At 32.6% G+C, this 23256-nt stretch carries 18 protein-coding genes and 1 pseudogene; 9 read left to right on the top strand and 10 right to left on the bottom strand.

Features of this window, described 5'->3' with window-relative positions; all coding sequences use genetic code 11:
• The first annotated feature begins 58 nt into the window (after positions 1-58).
• From ABW636_RS08240 to ABW636_RS08215, 5 genes are all read left to right on the top strand, one after another.
• Entirely contained in the window at positions 59-187 is a 129-nt protein-coding gene (locus ABW636_RS08240) for a hypothetical protein (RefSeq protein ID WP_367589489.1), read from the top strand.
• Between the two features lie 189 nt (positions 188-376).
• Positions 377-571: a hypothetical protein gene (locus ABW636_RS08230; RefSeq protein WP_367589488.1), complete on the top strand. Its 195-nt coding sequence runs from the start codon at positions 377-379 to the stop codon at positions 569-571.
• 41 nt (positions 572-612) lie between these two features.
• On the top strand, positions 613-816 hold the full coding sequence (locus ABW636_RS08225; RefSeq protein ID WP_367589487.1) for a hypothetical protein: 204 nt from the start codon (positions 613-615) through the stop codon (positions 814-816).
• Positions 817-1103: 287 nt separating this feature from the next.
• Complete coding sequence (locus ABW636_RS08220) at positions 1104-2351, top strand: HlyD family secretion protein (RefSeq protein ID WP_367589486.1); 1248 nt, start codon at positions 1104-1106, stop codon at positions 2349-2351.
• A gap of 6 nt (positions 2352-2357) precedes the next feature.
• On the top strand, positions 2358-4487 hold the full coding sequence (locus ABW636_RS08215; protein WP_367589485.1) for a peptidase domain-containing ABC transporter: 2130 nt from the start codon (positions 2358-2360) through the stop codon (positions 4485-4487).
• A 71-nt stretch (positions 4488-4558) separates the two neighbouring features.
• On the opposite strand, the gene ABW636_RS08210 is transcribed toward ABW636_RS08215, so the two are convergent.
• The 4 genes and pseudogenes from ABW636_RS08210 to ABW636_RS08195 form a co-directional block, all read right to left on the bottom strand.
• A complete protein-coding gene (locus ABW636_RS08210) occupies positions 4559-4708 on the bottom strand; it encodes a hypothetical protein (protein WP_367589484.1) in 150 nt (49 codons plus the stop codon).
• A gap of 40 nt (positions 4709-4748) precedes the next feature.
• On the bottom strand, positions 4749-4898 hold the full coding sequence (locus ABW636_RS08205; RefSeq protein ID WP_367589483.1) for a hypothetical protein: 150 nt from the start codon (positions 4896-4898) through the stop codon (positions 4749-4751).
• Between the two features lie 131 nt (positions 4899-5029).
• Positions 5030-6754, bottom strand: coding sequence for a helix-turn-helix domain-containing protein (locus tag ABW636_RS08200; protein WP_367589482.1), 1725 nt, complete (start codon positions 6752-6754; stop codon positions 5030-5032).
• A gap of 361 nt (positions 6755-7115) precedes the next feature.
• Positions 7116-7951, bottom strand: a pseudogene (locus ABW636_RS08195) (transposase family protein).
• Between ABW636_RS08195 and ABW636_RS08190 the strand changes: the two are divergent.
• Both ABW636_RS08190 and ABW636_RS08185 read left to right on the top strand, forming a co-directional pair.
• Positions 7941-8321, top strand: coding sequence for a hypothetical protein (locus tag ABW636_RS08190; RefSeq protein ID WP_367589481.1), 381 nt, complete (start codon positions 7941-7943; stop codon positions 8319-8321). The pseudogene ABW636_RS08195 and the gene ABW636_RS08190 sit on opposite strands and share 11 nt — an antisense overlap.
• The gene (locus tag ABW636_RS08185) at positions 8290-8577 is read left to right on the top strand and encodes a hypothetical protein (RefSeq protein WP_367589480.1); all 288 of its coding nucleotides are present in this window, start codon (positions 8290-8292) and stop codon (positions 8575-8577) included. Before ABW636_RS08190 ends, ABW636_RS08185 begins: the two co-directional genes overlap by 32 nt.
• Here ABW636_RS08185 and ABW636_RS08180 read toward each other — a convergent pair.
• The 3 genes from ABW636_RS08180 to ABW636_RS08170 are packed head-to-tail and all read right to left on the bottom strand — an operon-like array spanning position 8574 to position 9741.
• Positions 8574-8774, bottom strand: a complete 201-nt coding sequence (locus ABW636_RS08180) for a hypothetical protein (protein WP_367589479.1) — start codon at positions 8772-8774, stop codon at positions 8574-8576. The genes ABW636_RS08185 and ABW636_RS08180 overlap by 4 nt on opposite strands.
• Positions 8775-8778: 4 nt before the next feature.
• Entirely contained in the window at positions 8779-9003 is a 225-nt protein-coding gene (locus tag ABW636_RS08175) for a putative signal transducing protein (protein ID WP_367589478.1), read from the bottom strand.
• A gap of 12 nt (positions 9004-9015) precedes the next feature.
• A complete protein-coding gene (locus ABW636_RS08170; RefSeq protein ID WP_367589477.1) occupies positions 9016-9741 on the bottom strand; it encodes a hypothetical protein in 726 nt (241 codons plus the stop codon).
• Positions 9742-10313: 572 nt separating this feature from the next.
• Between ABW636_RS08170 and ABW636_RS08165 the strand changes: the two genes are divergently transcribed.
• Positions 10314-13412 carry a sulfatase-like hydrolase/transferase gene (locus tag ABW636_RS08165; protein ID WP_367589476.1) on the top strand — a complete coding sequence of 1033 codons (3099 nt, stop codon included), beginning with the start codon at positions 10314-10316 and terminating at the stop codon, positions 13410-13412.
• A gap of 125 nt (positions 13413-13537) precedes the next feature.
• On the opposite strand, the gene ABW636_RS08160 is transcribed toward ABW636_RS08165, so the two are convergent.
• On the bottom strand, positions 13538-15307 hold the full coding sequence (locus ABW636_RS08160) for a glycosyl hydrolase family 18 protein (RefSeq protein WP_367589475.1): 1770 nt from the start codon (positions 15305-15307) through the stop codon (positions 13538-13540).
• Between the two features lie 345 nt (positions 15308-15652).
• On the opposite strand from ABW636_RS08160, the gene ABW636_RS08155 reads away from it, so the two are divergent.
• On the top strand, positions 15653-17263 hold the full coding sequence (locus ABW636_RS08155; RefSeq protein ID WP_367589474.1) for a sulfatase family protein: 1611 nt from the start codon (positions 15653-15655) through the stop codon (positions 17261-17263).
• Between the two features lie 95 nt (positions 17264-17358).
• Here ABW636_RS08155 and ABW636_RS08150 read toward each other — a convergent pair whose 3' ends face one another.
• Together ABW636_RS08150 and ABW636_RS08145 are read right to left on the bottom strand one after the other, a co-directional pair.
• Positions 17359-21321 (bottom strand): hybrid sensor histidine kinase/response regulator transcription factor, encoded by a 3963-nt coding sequence (locus tag ABW636_RS08150; RefSeq protein ID WP_367589473.1) that lies wholly within the window; start codon positions 21319-21321, stop codon positions 17359-17361.
• Positions 21322-21506: 185 nt separating this feature from the next.
• Positions 21507-23189, bottom strand: coding sequence for a sodium:solute symporter family protein (locus ABW636_RS08145; RefSeq protein ID WP_367589472.1), 1683 nt, complete (start codon positions 23187-23189; stop codon positions 21507-21509).
• Positions 23190-23256: the final 67 nt, after the last annotated feature.

The following is a 23256-nucleotide window of genomic DNA, read 5'->3' as shown; positions in this document are numbered from 1 at the left end:
GTATTGATTGTGGAAAGTCCATCACGTATTGAAATAAATTAAATAAAAACTAAACTATATGAGAACTCTTGAAGTAAAAGAAATCAAAGAAGTACAAGGTGGTGGAATCCCGTCATTACCATCACCTATTATAGAAAATCCATTAAAAGATGCGATACCAGAATGGGGTAGCCTATTAATACCATGAACTGGTTTAAACTTTTTTGATTCATGCGAAAAATGATAATGTTTTGATCAATTGAAATGTTTTTTGCACTTCATAGCAGCGCTACGAAGTAAGAAAAAGATGAAAATTGAGTGAAAAAGAGCATTTTTATAGCGAATTGAAAAAAGTTTAATCCAGTTCCAAAAGTATAAAAGTAAAAAAATTAAAACCATGAGAAATTTAGAAGTAAAAGAGATTGTTTCGGTAATAGGGGGTAGTAGTAATGAAAGGGAAATGCCAGAGCTACCAGAAGGACTAATAAGAGTTGAACCGTTTTTTCCGTTTCCCGCTCCCTTTCCGTTTCCATTTCCTATAATTCTGCCAATAAATCCTATTGTGCCTATACTTCATGGGGTACCGGTATGATAAATTTGGTATAGTTTAATAATCACAAAAATTAAAAAACAATGAAAATAATTAAAAAACAAGAATTATTGATGGTAAATGGGGGTAATGTGTATCCATTACCACGTCGAGTTAGGGATGCTAATGAACTAGGGCTGATTGCATGGCCAACTCCTGTGGTAGGAACATCACCGACACCACCTATACGTGTAAAAGAACCTTATTATCCAATACTTCCTGTAGATCCAAGATATTCATTACGATAAAAATTTGGAATACTGTTTTTAGCGTCTGATGCAAAAATGGTTGAGACTTTTGCATCAGGCTTTTAATCCTACTTTGTCATCTTTAATGAATAGATTTAAAATGTATACATTTTAAGGAAAATGCTATTTACATCCCTCTAAATCTACATTCGAAGTGAGGCTTAAGGCCCCTTCCTTTGAAGGAAGGTTGGGATGGATGTTTTTATGAAAACTCTAAGATGACAAAGTAGGATTAAAATACATAAATACAGCATCACTATAATCGATTATAAATCTAAAATAAAAATATGAGTACTTCTCTATTTAGAAAGGAAGCTATAGAAAATAATACCCAACGGTTATTGGGAGACGTATTGTTGGTACGTCCCATATCTTTTTGGATTTTTACGATCACCGCATTACTTATTGTGATATTGGTAAGTGCCTTTTTGGGCTTTGGTACGTTTGCCCGTAAAGAAATGGTAACTGGGTATTTGATACCAGATAAAGGGGTAATACGCGTACATGCACCTATTAGTGGTACTATCAATCAACGGTATATCGATGAAGGACAATATATCAAAAAAGGAGAAAATCTACTAGAAGTAACCACAGAGCGCGGTACCAAAGATAGCCTAAGCATACAACAACAATTATTATATAGGTTGCTAGACCAAAAAGCAAATTTAGAAGAACGTATAGCCGATGAAAAAGGAGTTTTTGATAGTGAAGAAAGCCGTTTATCAATCGCTTTAGGAAATACCAATGGTGAATATGTACAGTTAGAACAACAATTGCAATCGCAACAACAAGAAGTAGCCTTGCATAAAACACAAGTAAAAAAATATACAAAGCTTAGAGAAAAGGGGTTAGTTTCAGAAGAAGAATTGATTCGTAAGCGCAATACCTATTTCAGTATAAAATCTACATATAATGCTATGCAACGTCAACTGATCAATAAACGAACTGAAATTACTAATACGCAAAAGCAATCTGAGCAATTACCGCTGCGTAAAAATAATCGCTTACAAGAACTACAAAGTCAATATACACAATTAGAAGAGCGCATTATCGAGCTTAAAAACAGCAGTTCTTATGTTGTTAAGGCTCCTATAAGTGGTAGAGTAACGGCATCCCAAATGGTCATTGGGCAGCAAGTTTCTACATCAACAGGTTTATTAACGATCATACCAGAAAACACCGAACTTTTTGCAGAATTATTCTTACCCTCACGAGCCATCGGTTTTGTAGTAAAAGGACAACAGGTATTAGTGCGTTATGATGCTTTTCCATACCAACGCTATGGATTGTATGAAGGCAAAATTGTTCAGATAGCAGAAACGGTAATCCATCCTAATGAAGCAGCAATACCGATCCCCATACAAGAACCTGTCTATCGTATTAAGGTAGCGCTAGATTCACAATCGATTAACGCGTATGGTAAAGAAATGCCGCTACAATCTGGAATGTCTATTGCGGCAGATATTATTTTAGAAAAAAGAACTTTAGGAGAGTGGCTACTTGAACCTATTTATAGCCTAAAAGGAAAATTATAATTCATTATGGAAAACCCTGTACAGTTATTACGATACAGTTTTAAGAAACACTTACCTGTAATTTTACAAACAGAAGTAGCCGAATGTGGATTGGCGTCAATGGCAATGGTAGCTAATTACTATGGTTATAAAGCGGATCTTAATGCGTTAAGGCATAAATATGCCATATCCTCAAAAGGAGCTACCTTACAAGGACTAATTAAACTAGCAGATAATTTACAGTTTAGTTCCAGACCTTTGAGATTAGAGCTAGAAGAGCTTTCGCAACTAAAAACACCCTGTATTTTACATTGGGATCTCAATCACTTTGTGGTACTTAAAGCTGTAAAAGGAAATAAGATCACCATTCATGACCCTGCACTAGGAGTACAAACTCTTAAGTTAGAAGAGGTTTCCAAACATTTTACGGGAGTGGCATTAGAACTAACACCAACTCCTGATTTTAAACCAGAAAAGATAACCAAAAGAGCGAAACTATCGCATTTTTGGTCAAAGATTACGGGACTGAAAAGAGTACTTGTGCAAATTTTGGTGTTGTCCTTATTATTGCAAGTGTTTGCCATTGCGTCTCCTTTTTATATGCAATTAGTCGTCGATGATGTGATTATAAGTAGAGATGTTGATTTATTAATTGTGCTGGCTTTGGGCTTTGGGATCATGCAGTTAATTAATCTATCGGTAACAGCACTACGTGGGGTTGTATTATTATATATGGGTACACAGCTTAATATACAAATGGCAGCCAATTTGTTTCGTCATTTACTCAAACTCCCTATGGATTATTTTCAGAAGCGGCATATAGGAGATATCGTTTCTAGATTTGGATCTCTAGAAGATGTAAAACAATTACTTACCACGGGACTTATAGAAACCATTGTAGATGGTATTATGGCAATAGGGTTATTGGTCATGCTATTTATTTATAATCCGATGTTGGCTTTTATTGTAATTGGTGCAGTAATACTGTATACAGGAATACGATTAGCATTATATCGTCCTTATAGACAACTTAATGAAGAGGCTATTGTAGCCGATGCCAAGCAGAATTCTAATTTTATGGAAACTGTAAGAGGAGTACAGAGCATTAAGTTATTTGGCAACGAAAGCCAGCGACAAACCGTATGGCATAATTATTATGCCGATGCTATGAATACAGGGATTAGGATAGGTAAACTTGATATTGGATATAATTTTATCAATGGGATTTTATTTGGTCTCGAAAATATTATAGTGATTTATCTTGCAGCTTCTTTGGTGATGGATAGTTTAATGACCATCGGAATGTTATATGCATTTATGTCGTACAAAAATCAATTTACAGGTAAAGCATCTGCTTTGGTGAACAAGTTTATAGAGTTTAAAATGTTATCGTTGCATATGGAACGTTTGGGGGATATTATTCTTACCGAACAGGAAAAAGATATTGACAGCCAACAACAATTACCTAATGTAAGTGGAAGACTAGGACTTAGTAATGTATCGTTTAGGTATTCGGATAATGAACCCTACTTATTTAAGAATCTTGATTTTATGATAGAAGAGGGAAGTTCTATTGCAATTGTAGGGGCATCGGGATGTGGTAAAACTACGTTGATGAAAATTATGTTAGGGTTACTAAAGCCGAAAACAGGAACCATCACCATAGATGGTCATGATATTAGAAAAGTAGGATTGCGTACGTATAGAAATTTGATTAGTACGGTTATGCAAGATGATCAATTATTATCGGGTAGTATTGCCGATAACATATGTTTCTTTGATCCAGAAGTTGATCAACAACGTATTGAGGAAGCTGCACAAATGGCCGCGATACATCATGATATAAGTGCTATGCCCATGGGATATCATACCTTGATAGGAGATATGGGTAGTAGTTTATCAGGCGGGCAAAAGCAACGCCTACTATTGGCTAGAGCTTTATGCAGAAACCCGAAAATATTGTTTTTGGACGAGGCAACCTCACATTTGGATGTAGGATTAGAATCTGTGGTAAATGATACTGTGAAAAAGTTGAATATTACCAGAATTATCATTGCACATCGCCCTGATACCATTGCTATGGCAGATCATGTGGTGGTATTGCAAAATGGACAGCTTGTATCGATAAAGGTAGCCAACCCCATAGTAGCAGCATAAAAAAAATCCCATTGCGATTATGTTAATCGCAATGGGATTTTTTTAGAAAATATTTATAATTCTAAATATAATTAAGGGTTTCCATCACGTCCAGTATTACATCCCGTCCAACCACCAAGTGAACCACCGCCACCACCTCGAATAGTATTAGTATTGGTAATTTTACTAATTTCCAATTTTTTTAAGGTTAGTTTTTTTCCTTTGTTAGCTTTTGTTTTCATAATGTTTAAGGTTTTTAAATATTAATAATTATTGATATAATTAAGGGTTTCCATCACGTCCAGTATGACATCCTCCTTTATAATCAAGTGAAGCACCACCACCACCTCGAATAGTATTTGTATTGGTAATTTTACTAATTTCCAATTTTTTTAAGGTTAGTGTTTTTCCTTTGTTAGTTTTTGTTTTCATAACGGTGAATTTTAAATAATTTAATTTTGCTTAAAACTATATAAAAGTTTTTAGAGTTGATTTTAAAATTAAAAAGTAGTACACGAAATATATGAATATCGTGTTGTTTTTTTATTTTTAAAATTTGAAAATCAGTTCTTTATGTGTTTTTTTTTGATCAACTCTTTGATATAGAAAGAAGGCTTGATTTTTACCTGTTTGTAGAAGGCATTCGAAAATGTTTCTGCACTATTGTATCCTAACTCATGCGCAATGGCTTTGATGGTATACTTCCTTAATCGGGCATTTACTTGTAATTCTTTGATCACATAGTTGATACGAAGTTCATTTATATATTGGGTGAAATTTTTGTTTTTATAATGATTAATGACAAACGAAAAATATTTTAGATTGGTTCCTAATTGATTGGTTACCGTTTGAGAACTTAAACCCTGACTAAGATAATTGTGGTTTTTTTCAAAGTCCTCTAGTTTTTCAAGTATATCTAGAATATGTTTTTCAGGGACTGGTGAACCCTCTGTTTTCGGGATCGATTTTATAGGTTTCGTAGGATTAGGGTGTATAGGTGATTTTGATTCTGTCATTAACTTTTCGAATCGCAATCGATAGATTTTCTTTTTTCTGTATTGATGATAAATTAATCCCCCACAAGCTAGTAGCAATAGCAATAAGGCTGCTATCCAATATAAGTAGGTTGAATTATTGGTATTTAGTTTTTTGATTAGCTCTTCTTTTTCTTCTAGTAATAATGGGATATCATAATCTTGGTGTATTTTTTTCTGAATAGATGCTTGATCATTTAAGTATTGTTCTAATACAGCATTTAATTTGTCAAGATATTTATTTTGATTTTCTAACTCGCCTTGATATCTATAGTAATTTTTTAAATATTCATAGGTTTTAACGTGCTTGTATTGTGGGATAGAGTTTAAGGATTCTAGTATAGAATCGGTTTTTATAAAATAAGGGATTGCTTTTTCTTTTTGATTTAATTCGTAATATGATTTTCCTAAATAGTAATAGCTATCAATGATATTAGAGATATCATGAAAATTAATCATAGTAGGAAGTGCTTTAGAAATACTATCGATAGCAGCTTTATATTGAGTTTTAGTGTGTTGGTTAATTCCTTCGCAAAGCACAAAATAATTTCCCATTTGTTGTAAGTTACTATGATCACTATTCTTTGCCTTGTGATATCCAATAGCATTGTAAAAAGAACTAGAGTCAGTTTTTTTTAAGCTGATATATGTCTCTGCGATTACGTGCAAAATACTTAAATGCCTAACCCGGTAAACATATTTATCTTGTTGTCCGTAAAATTGCTCACACGTTTTATATATGGTTAAAGCTTCTTTTTTTTCATTCAAATGTTCACTTTTAATAAGACCAAACAGATATTGTATTCTATAAGACAAATCAGTGGTATCCCTTTCTTTAGAGTTATGATTACGCGCTTTATTCAAAAAACTCAGGGTTTTTTGAATTTCCCTTTTTTCGTACAAAAAGAATTTTGCTTTTTTATAGTAAGTGTATGCAAGTTGATTATCGTTATTAGTTCTTTTTATAATAGGAATTACACTGTCAAGATATTTTATCTTATCACTTTTAATGTCATAGAGTAAATGAAACCCATCAATAATTCTTTGGGTATCTTTTAGTTTTTTTGCTTTATCCAGATACAGTTTTGCGCTTTGTTTAGCCTTAATTGAATCTGTATGCTTATGGTTGTCATACATTTGTTGAAGCTCACTAAAACTTTTATTTAGCGTTGAATCGTTATGAATTTGTGCGTTCAGAAATGAACAAAAGAGTATGGTTTTTATGAAAATAAAAACTCTTAGTGCCTTGTACATATAAATAAAGTGTGTTAAAGTGATTGCTATATATAAACTCTAGTAAATCACAAAAGTAGCATTTTAAACCAGAAAAGGATATTTCGATCGATCTACTATAGTTAATAATTTGTTCTCTAAACTGGGTAATTATTTTTGATCAAGCACAAATGAAAATGAATTCAAAAAAAGAAAAGGCAACTTTTGACATGTAGTCTTTGAGCTACCCATTCGATCTTCACTCTATAAAAGTGATAAAAAATGTGCAGAAAACGATCCTCGTATTTCAGGATGTACAAAATCGTGGCCAGTTGTCATAGTAATTGGGTATAACTTTACATTGTAAAAAAGTTATGGATATCCATTTTGATGGTGAAGTGGTTTAAACTTTTTTATTTTTCTTTTTGTTGAATTTTTTAACGGTTATCACAATAAAAGACAGATAATTGAATCCTTTCGAGCTTTCAGTTGTGGTATCGAACCTATTTAGAAGTGAACGATAACTGTTCATCCAAGCATTTGTGAGTTTTACTGCATATCTTTGATCGTATAGTTTTTGATCAAAATATTCACTTCTATGGCTATTTCCATTTCTTTTGTTGAAACATATATTGGCATTGATTTGCTTTTTATCGCAAGAGTTTCGGAAGTCTTTGGAATCAGACCCTGCATCTGCGTTTAGAAATAGTCCATTTACAGCAATTTTAGCTTGTTCGAGCGTGGCTGTGACCACCTCAAACTGTACCTCTATATTGAATAGGTCGTTATGATTCTCTGCTATGGGTTCCGGCATTGCTAAAGGAAGTCCTTGCCTATATGTCAAGTATAGAGAATTTGTAGTCTTTGTCTTTTTTCTTCCTTGGTATTCAACGTTTTCACCACCTCGTTTAGCAGGAGTATGACTGCCATCAAAATCTACACTAGATAGAGCTAGATCATACTTATGGGCTTCAAGAAATTTTATCCAACAATTCTTTCAGGTTTCAGATAAACACCATTTACGATAACGATAGTAGACCGATTGCCAACATAATACCTTATCGGAAAACAAAGCTTTTACAGATAATAGACGCCAATGAACACCAGCATTAAGTTTATAAAGTATTGCATTAACTATCTTATCCAATGGAACCGTAGGTGCAAATCCACGACTAGGAAGAGGAAGGTGTATGCTACAATTGATTTTTCTATTATATCTTTGTCAAGTATGAAATACATAAAGGGTTATTTTGGTTTGACTTATGTTTCGCAACACAAATCTCTTCAACCCTTGCTTTTAATCCAAAAAAAGCTTAAACCACTTCCAGTACCTGGAGAACAGTATAAATTAAAAGTTATAATAGATGAAAGAGAGTATACTGCCTCTTGTAGAATAACAGAAAAAACAATATTTAATATAGAGGTATCTACAGGACTAAAAACTGATGAATTTGGTACTATAACAGATAACCTTGGTGTAAGTTTTGAAGATAAAAAAAATGAAGACAATTTTTATATCGTTGGTGCAAAATATAATATCATTGGTATTATTTCTGAAAAACCTTTTGTAATAGATTTTGATATCGAAAAGGTTTGTTACCGATGTTAATGGCGATGGATTGAATATATCTAGTAATGGAATTATTTCTGACACCAAAGAGAGTTTAGAAGTAACGATAAAAGTAGCCAATGTAGATGAAAAAATTTTCACCACTTTAAAAGCAGTTTTTCTAAATGAAAACCAAAAGGGTAATCCGTTCTTTCAACCCATTATCCTGACCAACAATATAGAAGGGAAAGATGTTTATGGTGTATTTGCAGGTTTCAGGTTGTTCGAGAAAACGATAATCTTTATACCGGATTAATTCTTCTTGGTAGTTTGAATATGCCTATATACCAAGAACCCACCATATAATATAAAAGAAAGGGTTAATATGGTTCTAAAATTCCATTCAGCTTGCGCTTGTAATCTATTATATAATCTTAAGCTTCCAAATAGTATTAAGGCAATACCTATCATCAAATCCCAATTTTTTCGGGTAGGCTTGTTTTCGTTTTCCATTTTATTAGATGTTGTTTTTAATAATTGGTAGTGCTTCTTCCAGGTCATTTTTTTTCACAAATAGTTGAATATGATGAGGAACTCCACCTCCAAAACCTGCCATCATACCTGATTTCATATCATCTCTTGTAATTGAACCAATTTCATTTTCTTGTAACAAATTTTGTAAAAATTGAACAATTACCAAACTACCGGTGTATACCCTTTCATATTCGCTTTCGTGAAACATATTGCAAATTTATTATGCATTAAAATACCTACTATTCCAAATGGCTGTATTAAAGTTTTTACCCAGTGCTACACCATAGAATAATACAATGGCAGCTACCGATTTAAACATAAAGAAAAATGTTATTATAAAGGTAGTCGTATCACTTTGCTTGCTAAATAAACCTATAGGAACCATAAAAGTAAGTAAAAGGCTAATTAAAAAGGTAAGAAAAAGCAAATTTTCGAAAGATTTGAAAAACCACATGAAGAACTTACGTAACGGGTGAAGATCATCCCCCCATTTATCAACTAAATAAAAATAGTCATTTCCCATAGGAGCAAATAGCAACGGATCATCCATGTTTTCTAGTTTAAACAATTTGGATGGAGCTACAATTTTTAGACGTAGTAATTTGGTAGTATGTTGTTCTTCCAGACTTTTAATAGTTGTAATTACTCTTTTAGGTATTTTTCCTTTAAAGTAAGTGAGATCTAAAAAACGTAATCGATAATCAATACAAATCTTTTTAATCTGATCAATATGATAAATATTGTGAGTTTCTAACAAATCAAAATCAAAGGTGTTTTCTGAGATAGGTATGGATGAGGTTTTTTGATCTCCAACCACATCTTTAAGCGTAGTATTGTAATTTTCGTTAAGAATTTGATATACCTGTTGCCTCCAGTTAGAGTTTTCAATTTTTTTATCTCTTAGTCGACCAAGCTCTTGCTCTATATTTGTTCTCGGAAATAACATATCATGGGATATTAATGTTCTAAATTAATGATTTAAAAGGAAGTAACAAAGTTAGATTTCTCATTAAATTAAAAATTTATGCCTACTATAGTTAGACAACATGATTTTTAAAATATGGTTATTAAAATAGTATGTTTTGATATTTTAATATATTGAAAGTAAGGTTTTTACGTAATTATTTTGAGCTTTATATGTATTGATATTCCTGTTTTTATCTTTACTTTTGTAATGTTAAAAAAAACATAAATTTTTTGTTTTGATTGACATGATATATTACAAACATCAAGAAAGCGTTTGACTTTTTACCCCTGTTAATGGTTGTTTGTATCATTAAATAAATATGATTTACAGTGTTAGTATTGTATATGCAACAGTATTTGTTTAGTGTCCTATTCCTTTTTAAGCTTTTTAAAAGCATATTACCGTAAACACTTACCCTTAAAATGTAAATACATAGTGATCATGGCGTTGTTGTATGCTGTGAACAGATAAAACTGAAAATGTTTTATTGACAAAACTAATTGAAGTTATTAGAAACCGATTTGTCAAATATTAATTATAAACTATATGCTATGAAAAAATTTACAAAGTCTTTATTATTACTTTTTACTTTTGGAATAAGTAGTCTTTTGTATTCCCAATCCCCCAATATTGTTATTATTATTGCTGATGATATGGGGTGGTCACAGGTAAGTTCTAACGAAACCAGTTTAAACAACCCCAGTGATTTTTATGAAACTCCTATAATTGAAACTTTGGCTAGTGAGGGAATAGCTTTTCCAAATGCTTATGTGAATGGAGCGAATTGTGCACCTACAAGAGCAGCAATATTAAGTGGTCAATGGGCTTCCAGACCAGATAATAACGTATTTGCTGTAAATAGCTTGAATAGGGGAAGTAGTTCATCTCTGCTGGTTGGTCCTGATCAAGGATTGTCGAATGGAGAAGACGAAATCCCTGCGAGTGCTATTACCATAGCAGAAACCATTAAAACTGCAGGGTATACCACTGCACATTTTGGAAAGTATCACTCTGGAGGTAGCCAAAACAATGCTCCTACAGATCAAGGGTTTGATTTTAATTATGGCGGAGATTCTGATGGAGCTCCGGGTTCATATTTTGCAGCTAGCAGTGGAGGTAATTGGGAATTTCATCCTAGAATAGGTCCCGAATTAGATGTGTATGCAGACCCATATACCTCTGCAGAATCTATGGCATTAGCGGGAGATAATTCTCTTACAGGAACAGCAAAGCACGTAACCGATGCAATGGGAGATGCTGCCATAGATTTTATGAATGCTAATAATAATTCCCCATTCTTTATGCATTTCAGTAACTATGCAATACATGGTCCATGGGGGCAAGCTAATGCCAGACCAGATTTGTATGCGAAGTACGTAGCAAAAAATAACACTAACCCTAGTCAAATAGGACATGATAATGTAGCGCAAGCAGCAATTTTAGAAGGAATGGATCAGACCATAGGTCGTATTGTTGATTATTTGAAAACAACTCCCGATCCTAGAAATCCAGGTAATATGTTGTCTGCAAATACTTTGGTGTATTTTATTTCTGATAATGGTGGAGCCAATGGACCAGAAGATAATACGCCGCTAAAAGGTATGAAAGGAGAATATACAGAAGGAGGAATTCGCTCTGTTACCTTTGCATGGTCTCAAGGTTTATTAGCCAATATGGGTACTGTAAATAATACTCCAATTGTGGCTTTTGATTTATATCCTACAGTAATTGATATGGCCGGGGGAACGTTACCATCAAATTATCCAATCGATGGAGTAAGCCAATGGTCTATGCTTAATGGTACAAACTCAAATTTAAATAGAGATGCTTTGTATTGGCATTTTCCAGGATATATAGCAAATTCCCAAAGAGACCAAAGGCCGGTTTCTATTATCAGAAAAGGGGATTATAAATTAATTCATTACTATGAAACTGCTTCATACGAACTTTATAATTTAACTACTGATATAAGTGAAACTACAAATTTGCTAGCAGGATCACCAGACAATGCTATTTTAACAATTGCAAATGACATGAGTACAGATCTAAGAACACATCTTATTGATGTATCTGCGCCTTTACCAACATACCGTAGTAATGGAAATACGGTTCCATTACCAGAAATTATTGATATTTCAACGCCAGTTGATCCATCATGTGTAGCTCCTGATACTTATATCGCGTTTTGGAATTTCGATACCGCTAATGCTGCAAACGATGCTTCTAGTAATGGTAATAATCCACTTTCTACGGTGGGGACACTCACTTTTGATACGGTAGATTTTAAAGAAGGCGATCAATCTGCAATTTTTGATGGAGCCACTAAAATACAGTATAGCCAAAACCCAGGTCCATTTTTAATAGCTGCAACTTCACAGCGAAGTATTGGTATGTGGATAAAACCTACATCATTATCCGGTATTCAGAACCTTTTTGAAGAAGGAGGAGGGTCGAATGGTATAGTAATGCGATTGAATGGAACTAATTTGGAATCTCTTGTGAAAAGTTTAAATGTTTCTACCAATCAATTAACAACGGCTTTTCCAAACGATGGAGATTGGCATCATATTGCACTTGTGTATAATGGTAGTATAACAAGTCATGAATTATATATCGATGGCGTTTTGGCTGCCTCAAGTAATGCAGCTCCAGCTAACGTTCCTACTCATACGGGGTCTGGTGGATTAGGAGGAGTGCAAACAAGAGATAGTTTTGGTACCACAGCAGATAGTTTTTATACCGGAAAAATGGACGCTGTAACGGTGTATAGTTTTGCGCTTTCTGCGGCACAAGTATTAACTGCAGCATGTTTAGAAGATCCTAACCCTCCTGGAGAATGTACGTATGCTGTAATCAATTCTGAAGATTTTGAAGCAGGATGGGGAATCTGGACAGGTGGTGGAAGTGATGCTCGAAGAAGTGCAAGTGATGCCGCATATGCAAACTCGGGTACCTATTGCATAAGATTGCGAGATAATACTTCAACTTCTGTCATGACCACTTCTAACCTTGATCTTTCAACTTATGAAGAGTTAACTATTGATTTTTCATATTACTGTAGAAGTATGGATAATGTAAATGAGGATTTTTGGCTACAATTGTCTAGTGATGGAGGGGCAAACTTTACAACAGTAGAAGAGTGGAATCTAAATGATGAATTTGTTAATGATACCAGATATAATGATCAGGTTGTGATAGCAGGGCCTTTTACTACTAATACACAACTTAGATTTAGAGCAGATGCTTCTGGTAACCAGGATTGGGTATATATTGATGATGTAGTTATAAATGGATGTATCCCAAGTCCGGCAGTGAGAGAACAAACAAATGTTGAAAGCTTGGCAGTAGAAAACTCAGCAGATGTATCTTCGAATACTAAAGAGCCAAATGAAATTGTACTCAATAAAACTATTGGATTATCGATATCGCCTAATCCATTTAAAGATGTATTGAATATTACTATGAATAACGATAATTATAGTGAAGCAAAAGTTCAAATATTCAATAACATAGGAAGATTGTTATATTCTAAAACTTTCAAAGCTGAAAGTACACTTACCATATCAAATCTTAATTTGCCTGTTGGTCAATATTTTATGAAAGTTACTGTTGATGGTCAACAGACCGTTAAACAATTACTAAAGAAATAAGTAACGGTTAAATAACCAATATATCCCGATATGAGTGTTTTAATGCTCCTATCGGGATATTTTTATAACTATTGAACCCAAAAAACCAATAGCTACATAGGGTTATTGAAACTTACTATTTAGTTTTATCGTTTCAATATTTTAATTATTTCCTCTTTACCATCTATAGTTACTTTTACAAAATATATTCCTGTTTTTAAGGAATTACCAATAGTAAATGTATGTGTTCCCTGCGCCAATTCTTTTTGTGATACTATTGAAGTAATGTGTTGTCCTATCTGATTATATAATATGATAGAAGCATTAGAAGCTTTACTAACTTTTAGATGTATCTCATTCGTATCGATAATGGGGTTAGGATAAAGTATATATGCCGAAGTGTTCAAAGAAGTTGTTTTTGATGATTGACAGGGCCCAATTGCTGTCCATGCAGAGCCCCAATAGGTACCGGTACCTGGAGCATAGGCCCATGCAGCACCATTACACCAACCAGAGAAAGGAAATGGTTTACATTCATAAAGAGTTCCGTTGTTTTGTACTTGGCTTCCTGCTACATAGCCACCACCTTGTGTATAATGTGCAGCTGTACATCCATTGGGATCTGCAATAGTAACCGTTGCAGTCGCAGAAGCTGTCGAACCTGCATCGTCTGATACTTGTAAAGTAACAGTAAATACGCCAGATGTACTGTAGGAATGATTAGGATTATTTTGAGTACTGGTTGCACCATCTCCAAAATCCCAAGAGTACGATGTAATAGAGCCATCAGGATCGTTAGAACCAGCACTACTAAAGGTAATAGTTTCGTTCATAGCAGCGGTATATGGCCCATTAGCATTTGCTACTGGCAATAAATTACCTGTATTACCTGTTGCAACGGCTGTGGCAAGGGTTTGTTGAAGATTATCTTGCCCTATTTCCCATATAATAACACCTCCGTATCCGTTTGTTTTGGTAAAATTGATTTTATTAGCAACGTTTGCCGGACTATCATAAAAGATAATTTCGTTGGTTGCTTCAGAAAAACAATACGTTCCATTTTCATTGTTTTCTACTACGGTATATCCTGAGTCAATAAGCGCTTCGACTTGTGTAAAAGTTCGATAATCAGTACTGTTAAATGGTTGCCCAGGAGCACTTGCTCCCTTATAACGTACTCCGTAAAAAGCAACACCCAAATTTAGCTTTGATTTACTAATTCCTTGATTGGTCCAGTATCCAAGCCCTTGATTAACAGATGTAGTAATGTCTGTATGATGTTTGGCAGACGGTGACCAGGACCCATTGTAAGAGTAGGTCATTACATTAATATAATGCGCTTGATCTACAGCCTCTACAGGTTGATTAATCCCAAACCATGCACTGGAAGAAACATCTGTAGATAATAAAAGATTGTTAGCATCTGCAGCAATTCGTAAATCTGTCATTAGATCGGTATAAGCATCCATATCTTCCTGAGGTAAGGGGCGTTCGTTATTTTCCCAGTCAATATCAAGACCATCGGCTTTCCAGACTTTACAAATATTAATAGCATTGCTTACAAATTTGGCTCGTGATATATCATTTTTTGCCATAGTTGCAAAGTGCTTAGAACCGTTTTCTGCGATTCCACCAAAAGTTAATATAACTTTTGAACCTGCATCTTTACTTCTTCTATAAACATCCATGTATTTGTTGTACATAGAGATAGAATCCTGATTTTTAGGCCAGGCTAAGCCTCCCTCGGCCGTTGGGAAAACAGAAAAGAAATGTACATGTGTAAATTTACCAAAGTCAAAGTTTTGATGGTATGTTCTATAGTAAGGGGCATATCCTACTATGTACTGTTGGCCAAAACTATAGCCAAAGAACAAAAAAGAAATAAGGATTACGAATAAGTACTTGTTGGTTTTCATAATTAAGAGTTTGTTTTATTTATGATGTGTTAAATTGAATTCGTAGTTGGTTTGAAATTGTTTTTTAATGAGCATCATCCAGAACATGTGCAAACTTAATTATCAGTGTAAAAACTAATGTTTGTAATTGTCTAAAAAAGGTTTGTATTTGTTTTTTTTAATCAGTTCCCGTTGTGGGTTTTTAAACAGTTGTTTTTATAGAATTGATAAGGTGTCTTGAGGCTAATTATGGACAGAATTAGATGTTTTTGAGAATATTTTAAACATTGTTTTTAGAACAGGAATCTACTTTTGTTGGTATCAAATGTGTTACAAGCATTAAATAGCATAAATTAGGAGATAAGTATGAAATTAAACTATTTTAGATTATTAGGGGTAGTCATAGCTACTGTTGCTCTTACAAACTGCAATAGCAAAACAGAAAAGGGGATGAGTAAGACATTTCCCGAGGTTATTAAACGACCTAATATTGTGTTTATTATGAGTGATGATCATGCATATCAGGCAATAAGTGCTTATGGTCATCAACTTAATCATACCCCTAATATTGATAGAATAGCCAAAGAAGGAGCAATTTTTAACAGAGGTTTTGTTACAAATTCGATTTGTGCTCCAAGCAGGGCAGCAATGTTAACCGGTAAGCATAGTCATATTAATGGTAAAGTGGATAATTTTCACGCATTTAATTGGGATCAGGATAATTTTGTGAAGTCACTTCAAAAAGTGGGATATCAAACTGCTTTAGTAGGTAAAATCCACTTGGACGGTAAACCGCAAGGATTTGATTATTCTAATGTACTTCCTGGTCAGGGATACTATTACAATCCGGATTTTATAGAAAACGGAGTAAAAAAAAGAATTCCAGGGTATGTAACTACTATCACAACAGAAATAGCGCTAGACTGGCTTAAAAATAAAAGAGATAAGAAAAAACCTTTTGTAGTACTGTATCATCAAAAAGCTCCGCATCGTTCTTGGATGCCAGAACAAAAGCATATGTCTCTATTTGATGGCACAGTTTTTAATCCTCCTCATAATTTTTTTGATAGATATAAGGGTAGAAACTCTGCTTCAAATCATGAAATGGGTATTTTTAAGGATATGGACGTGGTGTATGATTTAAAAATGCTAGACAAACAAGAGAAATTAAAAACAAAGTATAGAGCAGCGTATCAAAAAATGTATGATAGAATGAATGAAAGGCAAAAACAAGTTTGGGATGCACACTATGATCCAATTATTGAAGATTTTGTGAAGTCTAAATTGACGGGGGAGGATTTGGCTTTATGGAAATTTAATAGATACATGAAGGATTATTTGAGTACAGTTCAATCGGTAGATGACGGTGTTGGAACCCTATTGGATTATTTAGATGAGAATAATTTAAGTCAAAATACTATTGTAGTATATACTTCTGATCAGGGGTTTTATTTGGGAGAACATGGTTGGTTTGATAAAAGGTTTATGTATGAAGAGTCTTTTCGTACTCCTATATTAATGAGATATCCCAAAGAGATTAAAGCAGGAACAGTTATAGATGATTTGGTTCAGAATATTGATTTTGCTCCTACGTTTTTGGACTATGCTGGTGTGACCATACCTTCAGATATTCAAGGTAGATCATTGCGTAAATTGGTAAAAGGAGAAGTGAGTGAATGGCGAGATGCTATTTATTATACCTATTATGAATTTCCGGGAGAACATAATGTACCGAGACATCATGGAGTACGTACAGATAAATACAAATTGATTCATTTCTATTTTGATAGTAACCAATGGGAATTATACGATTTGGAAAAAGATCCTTCAGAAATGCATAATGTTTATGAGGATAATAGCTATAAAGAAATAAGAGAAATGATGCATGAGAAATTGAATGAGATGAGAAAAAAATATGGTGATAGTGATAGTCTTGATAAACAATTTCTTGAAAGTTATATGAATAGACAGAGTTGATTAATAATACAACTAATGGGGACTTTAGAACAATATTAGCGGTAAGAAAATTGCTAACCTAAATATAAAAAAGTTTAACCTTACTTGTTTATTATTTAGTCAACAACTTTTTCTGTTCTATACTTAGATGGTGTTACACCAAATTTCTTTTTAAAACTAGTACTAAAGTATTTTGCATTTTGAAAACCTACTAGTAAAGAGATTTCTGTGATAGGTTTTTTGGTATGAATCAGCATCTGTGCCGCTTTATTTAATCTAATAATTTGTATTAAACCATTAATACTAACATCGGTTATTTTTGACATTTTATTATAGATAAGAGATTTGCTCATACCTAATTCTTTAGAGAACTTAGTAATATTAAAATCCACATCATCGATGTGTTTTTCTATGATTGCTATACATTCTTCATAAAATTTCTGATCAGAGGTATTAATGGTTTCTGGATCTATAGAAATCTTTAATACGTCAGCCATTTTATTAGTAACCCTATTTCTTTTTTGTAAAAGATTGTTGATCCTCGATTTTAAAACATTAAGCGAAAAAGGTTTTTCTAGATAAGCATCTGCACCCGTTTCATACCCTTTAATTTTTTCTTGATTAAGTGTCTTTGCGGTTAATAAAATAATTGGGATGTCGCATGTTTTTAAATTCTCTTTTAATATTTTACATAATTCTATACCATCTATGAATGGCATTGCAACATCGGTGACCACTAGGTCAATTTTTTGATTATGAATGATTTCGATGGCATCCAAACCATTTTCTACGGCAGTAGATGTATAAGTTTTAGAAAGACTTTCTAATAAATAGTCTCTTAAATTATCCTCATCTTCTACAATTAGTATGTTTTTGTTCTTTAGTTTGGGATCAAAAATTATTTCTGTATCAAGAGTTTCTTTTTTTAGAGTATTCGATTTATAGTCCTTGTTTACTTCTAATAAATCACTTTTTTCAAAATGATCATTTCCCAAAAGAAAAGTTACTTCAAAAATACTTCCTTTGTCAGAAGTGTTTTTTACCGTAATATTACCTTTATGGGCATCGACGAATTTTTTAGTGAGTGCCAGACCTATTCCCGAACCTCCCTTATGCGCTTTTGATTGATAAAAACGCTTAAAAATGTTAGGCAAATCTTCTACAGAAATTCCTTGTCCAAAATCTTGAACCTTAATGATAACATGTTCATTTAATTTATTAATCTCTAATATGATTTTTGAATGGGGTATACTATATTTAAAGGCATTTGATAAAAGGTTGTAAAAAATAGTTTCGACCATATATTTATCAAACCATAAAAAGAGAGAATCTATATTGCTGTTAAATTGTAATTTGATATTCTTACTCATCGAATAATCACTAAAACTTCCGGCTAATTCCTTAAGAAAAATAATGATATCTGCATATTCAACCTGAATATTAGGCTCCTTAAATTGTGTTTCCCTAAAATCTATTCCCCTGTTTATCAATCTATTAATTCTGAGCGCGTTTTTTTGAATGAGAGATAAATTATTGTTGATTGTTACGTTTTTTGTTTGCCCAATAATGGCTTCTAAAGGACTTAGGATTAAACTTAACGGAGTTCTAATTTCATGAGATAAATTGGTAAAAAAACGTAATTGTTGTTCATCTAATTCTTTTTGATCTTCTAAGGACTTTTTCTCAAACTCAAAATTTCTTTTTAGTCGTTCTCTATTTAAAATAGCTCTATTAATTAAGTAGGTAATAAAAATTACAAGACAAGCTATAAAAAGTTTAAACCATGTGGTTTGCCACCAAGCAGGTAGCACTTTTATTTTTACATTGGTATATGATTCATCCCACAAACCAGACAAACTTGAAGCTTTAATTTTAAGGTTGTAAGTTCCTGGAGCAAGATTCATAAAGGTTAAAGATTTGTCTTTTGTGATACTCCAATCGTTATTATATCCTTCTAATTTGTATGAAAAGCTTATGTTATCTGTATAATTATAATTAAAAGAAGAAAAATTTAAAGTAATTACTTTTTGGGTATGGTCTAGTGTAATTAATTTTGCTTCTTCAATAGATTTTCCTGCTAGAATTTGATTTTGAACAGATGAAACTCTTTTGTGATTTATCAACAATTTGGTAAATAATGCCTTATTAGTTTTTGTTTTGATTTTGATACTATCGGGGTGAAAAATCAATAATCCTTTTACACCGCCAAAAACCAAACGACCATCATTCAATTTGAGTGATTTTAACGCATTAAATGAGTTGTCTAAAAAACCATCTTTATAAGTGAAGTTTACATACTTTTGAGTTTCTAAATTGAATTTAGAAACTCCCTGACCTGTACCCAACCATATATTTTTTTTGTCATAAGCTAGCAAAGATCTTATCTCATCATTGTTTAAACCTGATTCTGATCCAAAAAGTACATTTTCTTTTGTACGAATATTAATTAGATTCAATCCATTATTAGTAGCTAACCAATATTCATTTTCTTTGTGTTTATATATACTGTTTGTTTTTTTTGGTTGATTTGAGATCTCCTCAAATTTTTTACCTGTATAACTATACAAACCATATAAAGTTCCAAAAAGAGGAGTGGCTTTGGGAGTTGCTTTAAATGATAAAGCCCTAATATTGTTTGAACTAAAATGCATATCAGGTTTTAGAAGAGTACCTTTATTAGCTACATTCAGTTTTAAAACTTTACTGCCGCCGATCCAAAAAGCTCCTTTGTCTTTTTCTATAAAAGTAATTTTAGTATCCAAGTTTAATTCATCATCCAAATACTTTTGTTTTGTTAACCTATTTTCTACTGTGTTGTAGGTGCTTATTCCATTTTTATAAGTACCCAGAATTAATGTATTTGATGATATTTGATTGATGCTCGTTATCGTTTTTATAGTTTTGTCATATATGATTGGTTGTAAAATATTATTTTCAAATCGATACAATCCTTTACCGTCACAACCTACCCAAATTCGATTTCTTGAATCTAAAAACAACGAAGAAATAGGGATGTTAAATTTCTGATTATTTTCTGTACTAATTAATTTATAGGTACTAAAAGGGTTATCAGCATCTAATTGACTAACACCATTTTTTATGGTTCCTAACCATAATGATGAGTTTTTATCGACATAGGCAGTAAAAATAAAATTAGAAGCTAGGGAATAAGTATTATTTAAATCATTGAGGATATACCTAAACTTTTTGGTTATGGTATTATATATATTGATTCCTCCTCCATCTGTAAATAGCCAAAATTCGTTATTCGGCATTACTTTAAAGTCTAAAATAAAATTACTAGTTAAATGATCCCCATTTTTTGTATCTCCTGCGGTATATTTATTAGATAATTGCCCATTTGTAATTGTAAAAGCACCAGAGTGTGTTAATACCCAAAATTCTGAGGTACTAATTGGGACTATTTTGGATATAATAGTTGATTTAGGAAGTAGATCATCACAAAGAAAACTTATCTTTTTTGATGTTATGTTTAAAAGGTAAAAACCTTGACCTTTAATATGAAGAACTATGTTATTTTTATCATACTTAAATAGATTAATGTTATTTTTCGGCAATTTTTTCCATTCTTCTAATTCTTTTAGGTTTACATAATCAACGATTTGTAAGTCTTTATTCAATACATTGATTATGTTATTATTAGAAAGCACCCAAACTTCATTTTTAGGAGTCTCTACCATACCTTTATAATTAAAATCGCCTATAAAATTTATGGATTCAAATTTTTCCGTTTTATAATTGAAAACATCAACATTGTTCGAAGTGCAAATAAGGAGTTTACCATTGTTGGTCTGTAGTATGTCTTTTACATAGTTATGAGTTAAAGAATGGATATCACTGTTATGTCTATAAGTATCCATTTCAATACCATCGTATCGATTTAGCCCATTATCAGTTCCAAACCACATATAACCATAAGAATCTTGATATATTACTCTAATAAAGTTACTGGCTAACCCATCCTCTCTGTTAATGTTATTAAAATGAGCATTTTGACCAATTCCTATATGTGACAAGAAAAAGAGAAAACCAACAATGTAGAAAGACGAGATTTTCATAAACTTTAGACAAATTACATCATAATTCTAAAATCCTTAGAAAGATACTGATCAACAAATATAAAAGTTTATGGAGGAATTTATTTTAATGCTTATTAAAACATAGTATGTATTCGGTTTTGAGTATAAATTGTGATATTAAGTTAAAAAAATAGTAAGACCGAAATAAAAAGAACCCCATTTTATTAAGAGGGCTCTGTTGTATTTTGGGTCATGGATAATTGTAAAATACTGGCTATTACAATAACCAGTGTACATCCAAATAAATTTAACCATAAATAGGGCATCCAATCAAAATACCACCCAAAAACAACAATTACTTGTGTAATTAATGCGGCTATAAATGTAGCATTACTTTTTACAAACTTTATAAAAAATGCGAGTAGAAATATTCCTAGAACATTTCCGTAAAATATGGAACCAATGATGTTTACTAATTGAATGAGGTTGTCAAATAAATTAGCAAAACAGGCTACAAAAATAGCCAGTATCCCCCATATAAGCGTAAATATTTTTGACATCACGACATAATGTCCTTCTGCTTTTTCTTCAGGAACATTCCGCTTATATAGATCGATTGTAGTGGTAGAAGCCAAGGCATTTAATTCTGAAGCCGTAGAAGACATGGCCGCCGATAAAATAACGGCAAGTAATAAACCAATTAATCCACGAGGAAGATTGTTTAATATAAAATGTATAAAAACATAATCTTTATCGTTGGTTTCTATTGTGGGATCGGCCTTTTTAATCAATTCTTTTGCCGCATCCTTGTTTTTTTGATCGCTTTCATTTAGTTTTTGAATGAAACTATTATTTTTTACATTATTTTCTTCTGAGAGATATGCTTTTATAGCATCTTGCTTTTGTTGAAAAATGTCTGATTGATTTTGTTCGAGTACTTTATACTCATCTTTGTATTGTGAGTTTTCTATAGCAATTTTAGTGTTGGGATTAAAATGAAGAGGGGAAGGGTTAAATTGATAAAAAACAAAGACCATAACTCCTACCAAAAGGATAAAAAATTGCATAGGTATTTTTAATAACCCATTAAATAATAATCCTAATTGACTTTCTTTAACAGATCGACCCGATAAGTATCGTTGTACCTGACTTTGATCCGTACCAAAATAGGATAACATTAGAAAAGTACCACCTAATATACCTGTCCAGAAGGTATATCGATTACTTAGGTCAAAGGAAAAATCTAGGATTTCCATTTTTCCGCTAGCACCAGCTATTTCTAAAGCGTTGGAGAAGGTAATGTTGTCTGGTAGATAGTTGACTATTAGAAAAAAAGCAACAAACATTCCCGTAAAAATGATTGCCATCTGATGCTTTTGAGTAATGCTTACCGCTTTTGTTCCTCCCGATACTGTATATATGATTACTAGAATACCTATAACAATATTAAGTATGGTTAAATTCCATCCCAATACAGCCGATAGTATAATTGCCGGAGCAAAAATGGTGATTCCGGCTCCTAGACCTCTTTGAATCAAGAATAAAATTGCAGTTAATGTTCTGGTTTTTAAATCAAATCTGCTTTCAAGATATTCGTATGCAGTATAAACTTTTAATTTGTGATATAGCGGAATAAATACCATACAAATGATCACCATAGCAATAGGAAGGCCAAAATAAAATTGTACAAAGCCCATTCCACTATGAAATGCTTGCCCTGGTGTAGATAAGAAGGTAATAGCACTGGCTTGGGTAGCCATTACAGAAAGACCAATGGTCCACCATTTTGCTTCATTACCACCCTTAATATATTGCTGAACATTTTTACTTCCACGGGTTTTCCAAACACCATATACAACAATAAATAATAAGGTAATGATAAGTACGATCCAATCTATGGTCTGCATAAGTTAATATTGATAGGGTTAGTAATTAGGAATAGATACTTGTCAAAATATAAAAGAGGAGTATATA

This window comes from Aquimarina discodermiae (genome assembly GCF_040786235.1).
GTDB lineage: Bacteria > Bacteroidota > Bacteroidia > Flavobacteriales > Flavobacteriaceae > Aquimarina.
Note: the sequence above shows the minus strand (reverse complement) of the source record. Positions and strands in the feature narration are given on the sequence as shown.

Coding starts and splice junctions, on each gene's coding strand:
- ABW636_RS08240 (WP_367589489.1), top strand. CDS start 59: ATGAGAACTCTTGAAGTAAAAGAAATCAAAGAAGTACAAGGTGGTGGA.
- ABW636_RS08230 (WP_367589488.1), top strand. CDS start 377: ATGAGAAATTTAGAAGTAAAAGAGATTGTTTCGGTAATAGGGGGTAGT.
- ABW636_RS08225 (WP_367589487.1), top strand. CDS start 613: ATGAAAATAATTAAAAAACAAGAATTATTGATGGTAAATGGGGGTAAT.
- ABW636_RS08220 (WP_367589486.1), top strand. CDS start 1,104: ATGAGTACTTCTCTATTTAGAAAGGAAGCTATAGAAAATAATACCCAA.
- ABW636_RS08215 (WP_367589485.1), top strand. CDS start 2,358: ATGGAAAACCCTGTACAGTTATTACGATACAGTTTTAAGAAACACTTA.
- ABW636_RS08210 (WP_367589484.1), bottom strand. CDS start 4,708: ATGAAAACAAAAGCTAACAAAGGAAAAAAACTAACCTTAAAAAAATTG.
- ABW636_RS08205 (WP_367589483.1), bottom strand. CDS start 4,898: ATGAAAACAAAAACTAACAAAGGAAAAACACTAACCTTAAAAAAATTG.
- ABW636_RS08200 (WP_367589482.1), bottom strand. CDS start 6,754: ATGTACAAGGCACTAAGAGTTTTTATTTTCATAAAAACCATACTCTTT.
- ABW636_RS08190 (WP_367589481.1), top strand. CDS start 7,941: ATGAAATACATAAAGGGTTATTTTGGTTTGACTTATGTTTCGCAACAC.
- ABW636_RS08180 (WP_367589479.1), bottom strand. CDS start 8,774: ATGGAAAACGAAAACAAGCCTACCCGAAAAAATTGGGATTTGATGATA.
- ABW636_RS08175 (WP_367589478.1), bottom strand. CDS start 9,003: ATGTTTCACGAAAGCGAATATGAAAGGGTATACACCGGTAGTTTGGTA.
- ABW636_RS08170 (WP_367589477.1), bottom strand. CDS start 9,741: ATGTTATTTCCGAGAACAAATATAGAGCAAGAGCTTGGTCGACTAAGA.
- ABW636_RS08165 (WP_367589476.1), top strand. CDS start 10,314: ATGAAAAAATTTACAAAGTCTTTATTATTACTTTTTACTTTTGGAATA.
- ABW636_RS08160 (WP_367589475.1), bottom strand. CDS start 15,307: ATGAAAACCAACAAGTACTTATTCGTAATCCTTATTTCTTTTTTGTTC.
- ABW636_RS08155 (WP_367589474.1), top strand. CDS start 15,653: ATGAAATTAAACTATTTTAGATTATTAGGGGTAGTCATAGCTACTGTT.
- ABW636_RS08150 (WP_367589473.1), bottom strand. CDS start 21,321: ATGAAAATCTCGTCTTTCTACATTGTTGGTTTTCTCTTTTTCTTGTCA.
- ABW636_RS08145 (WP_367589472.1), bottom strand. CDS start 23,189: ATGCAGACCATAGATTGGATCGTACTTATCATTACCTTATTATTTATT.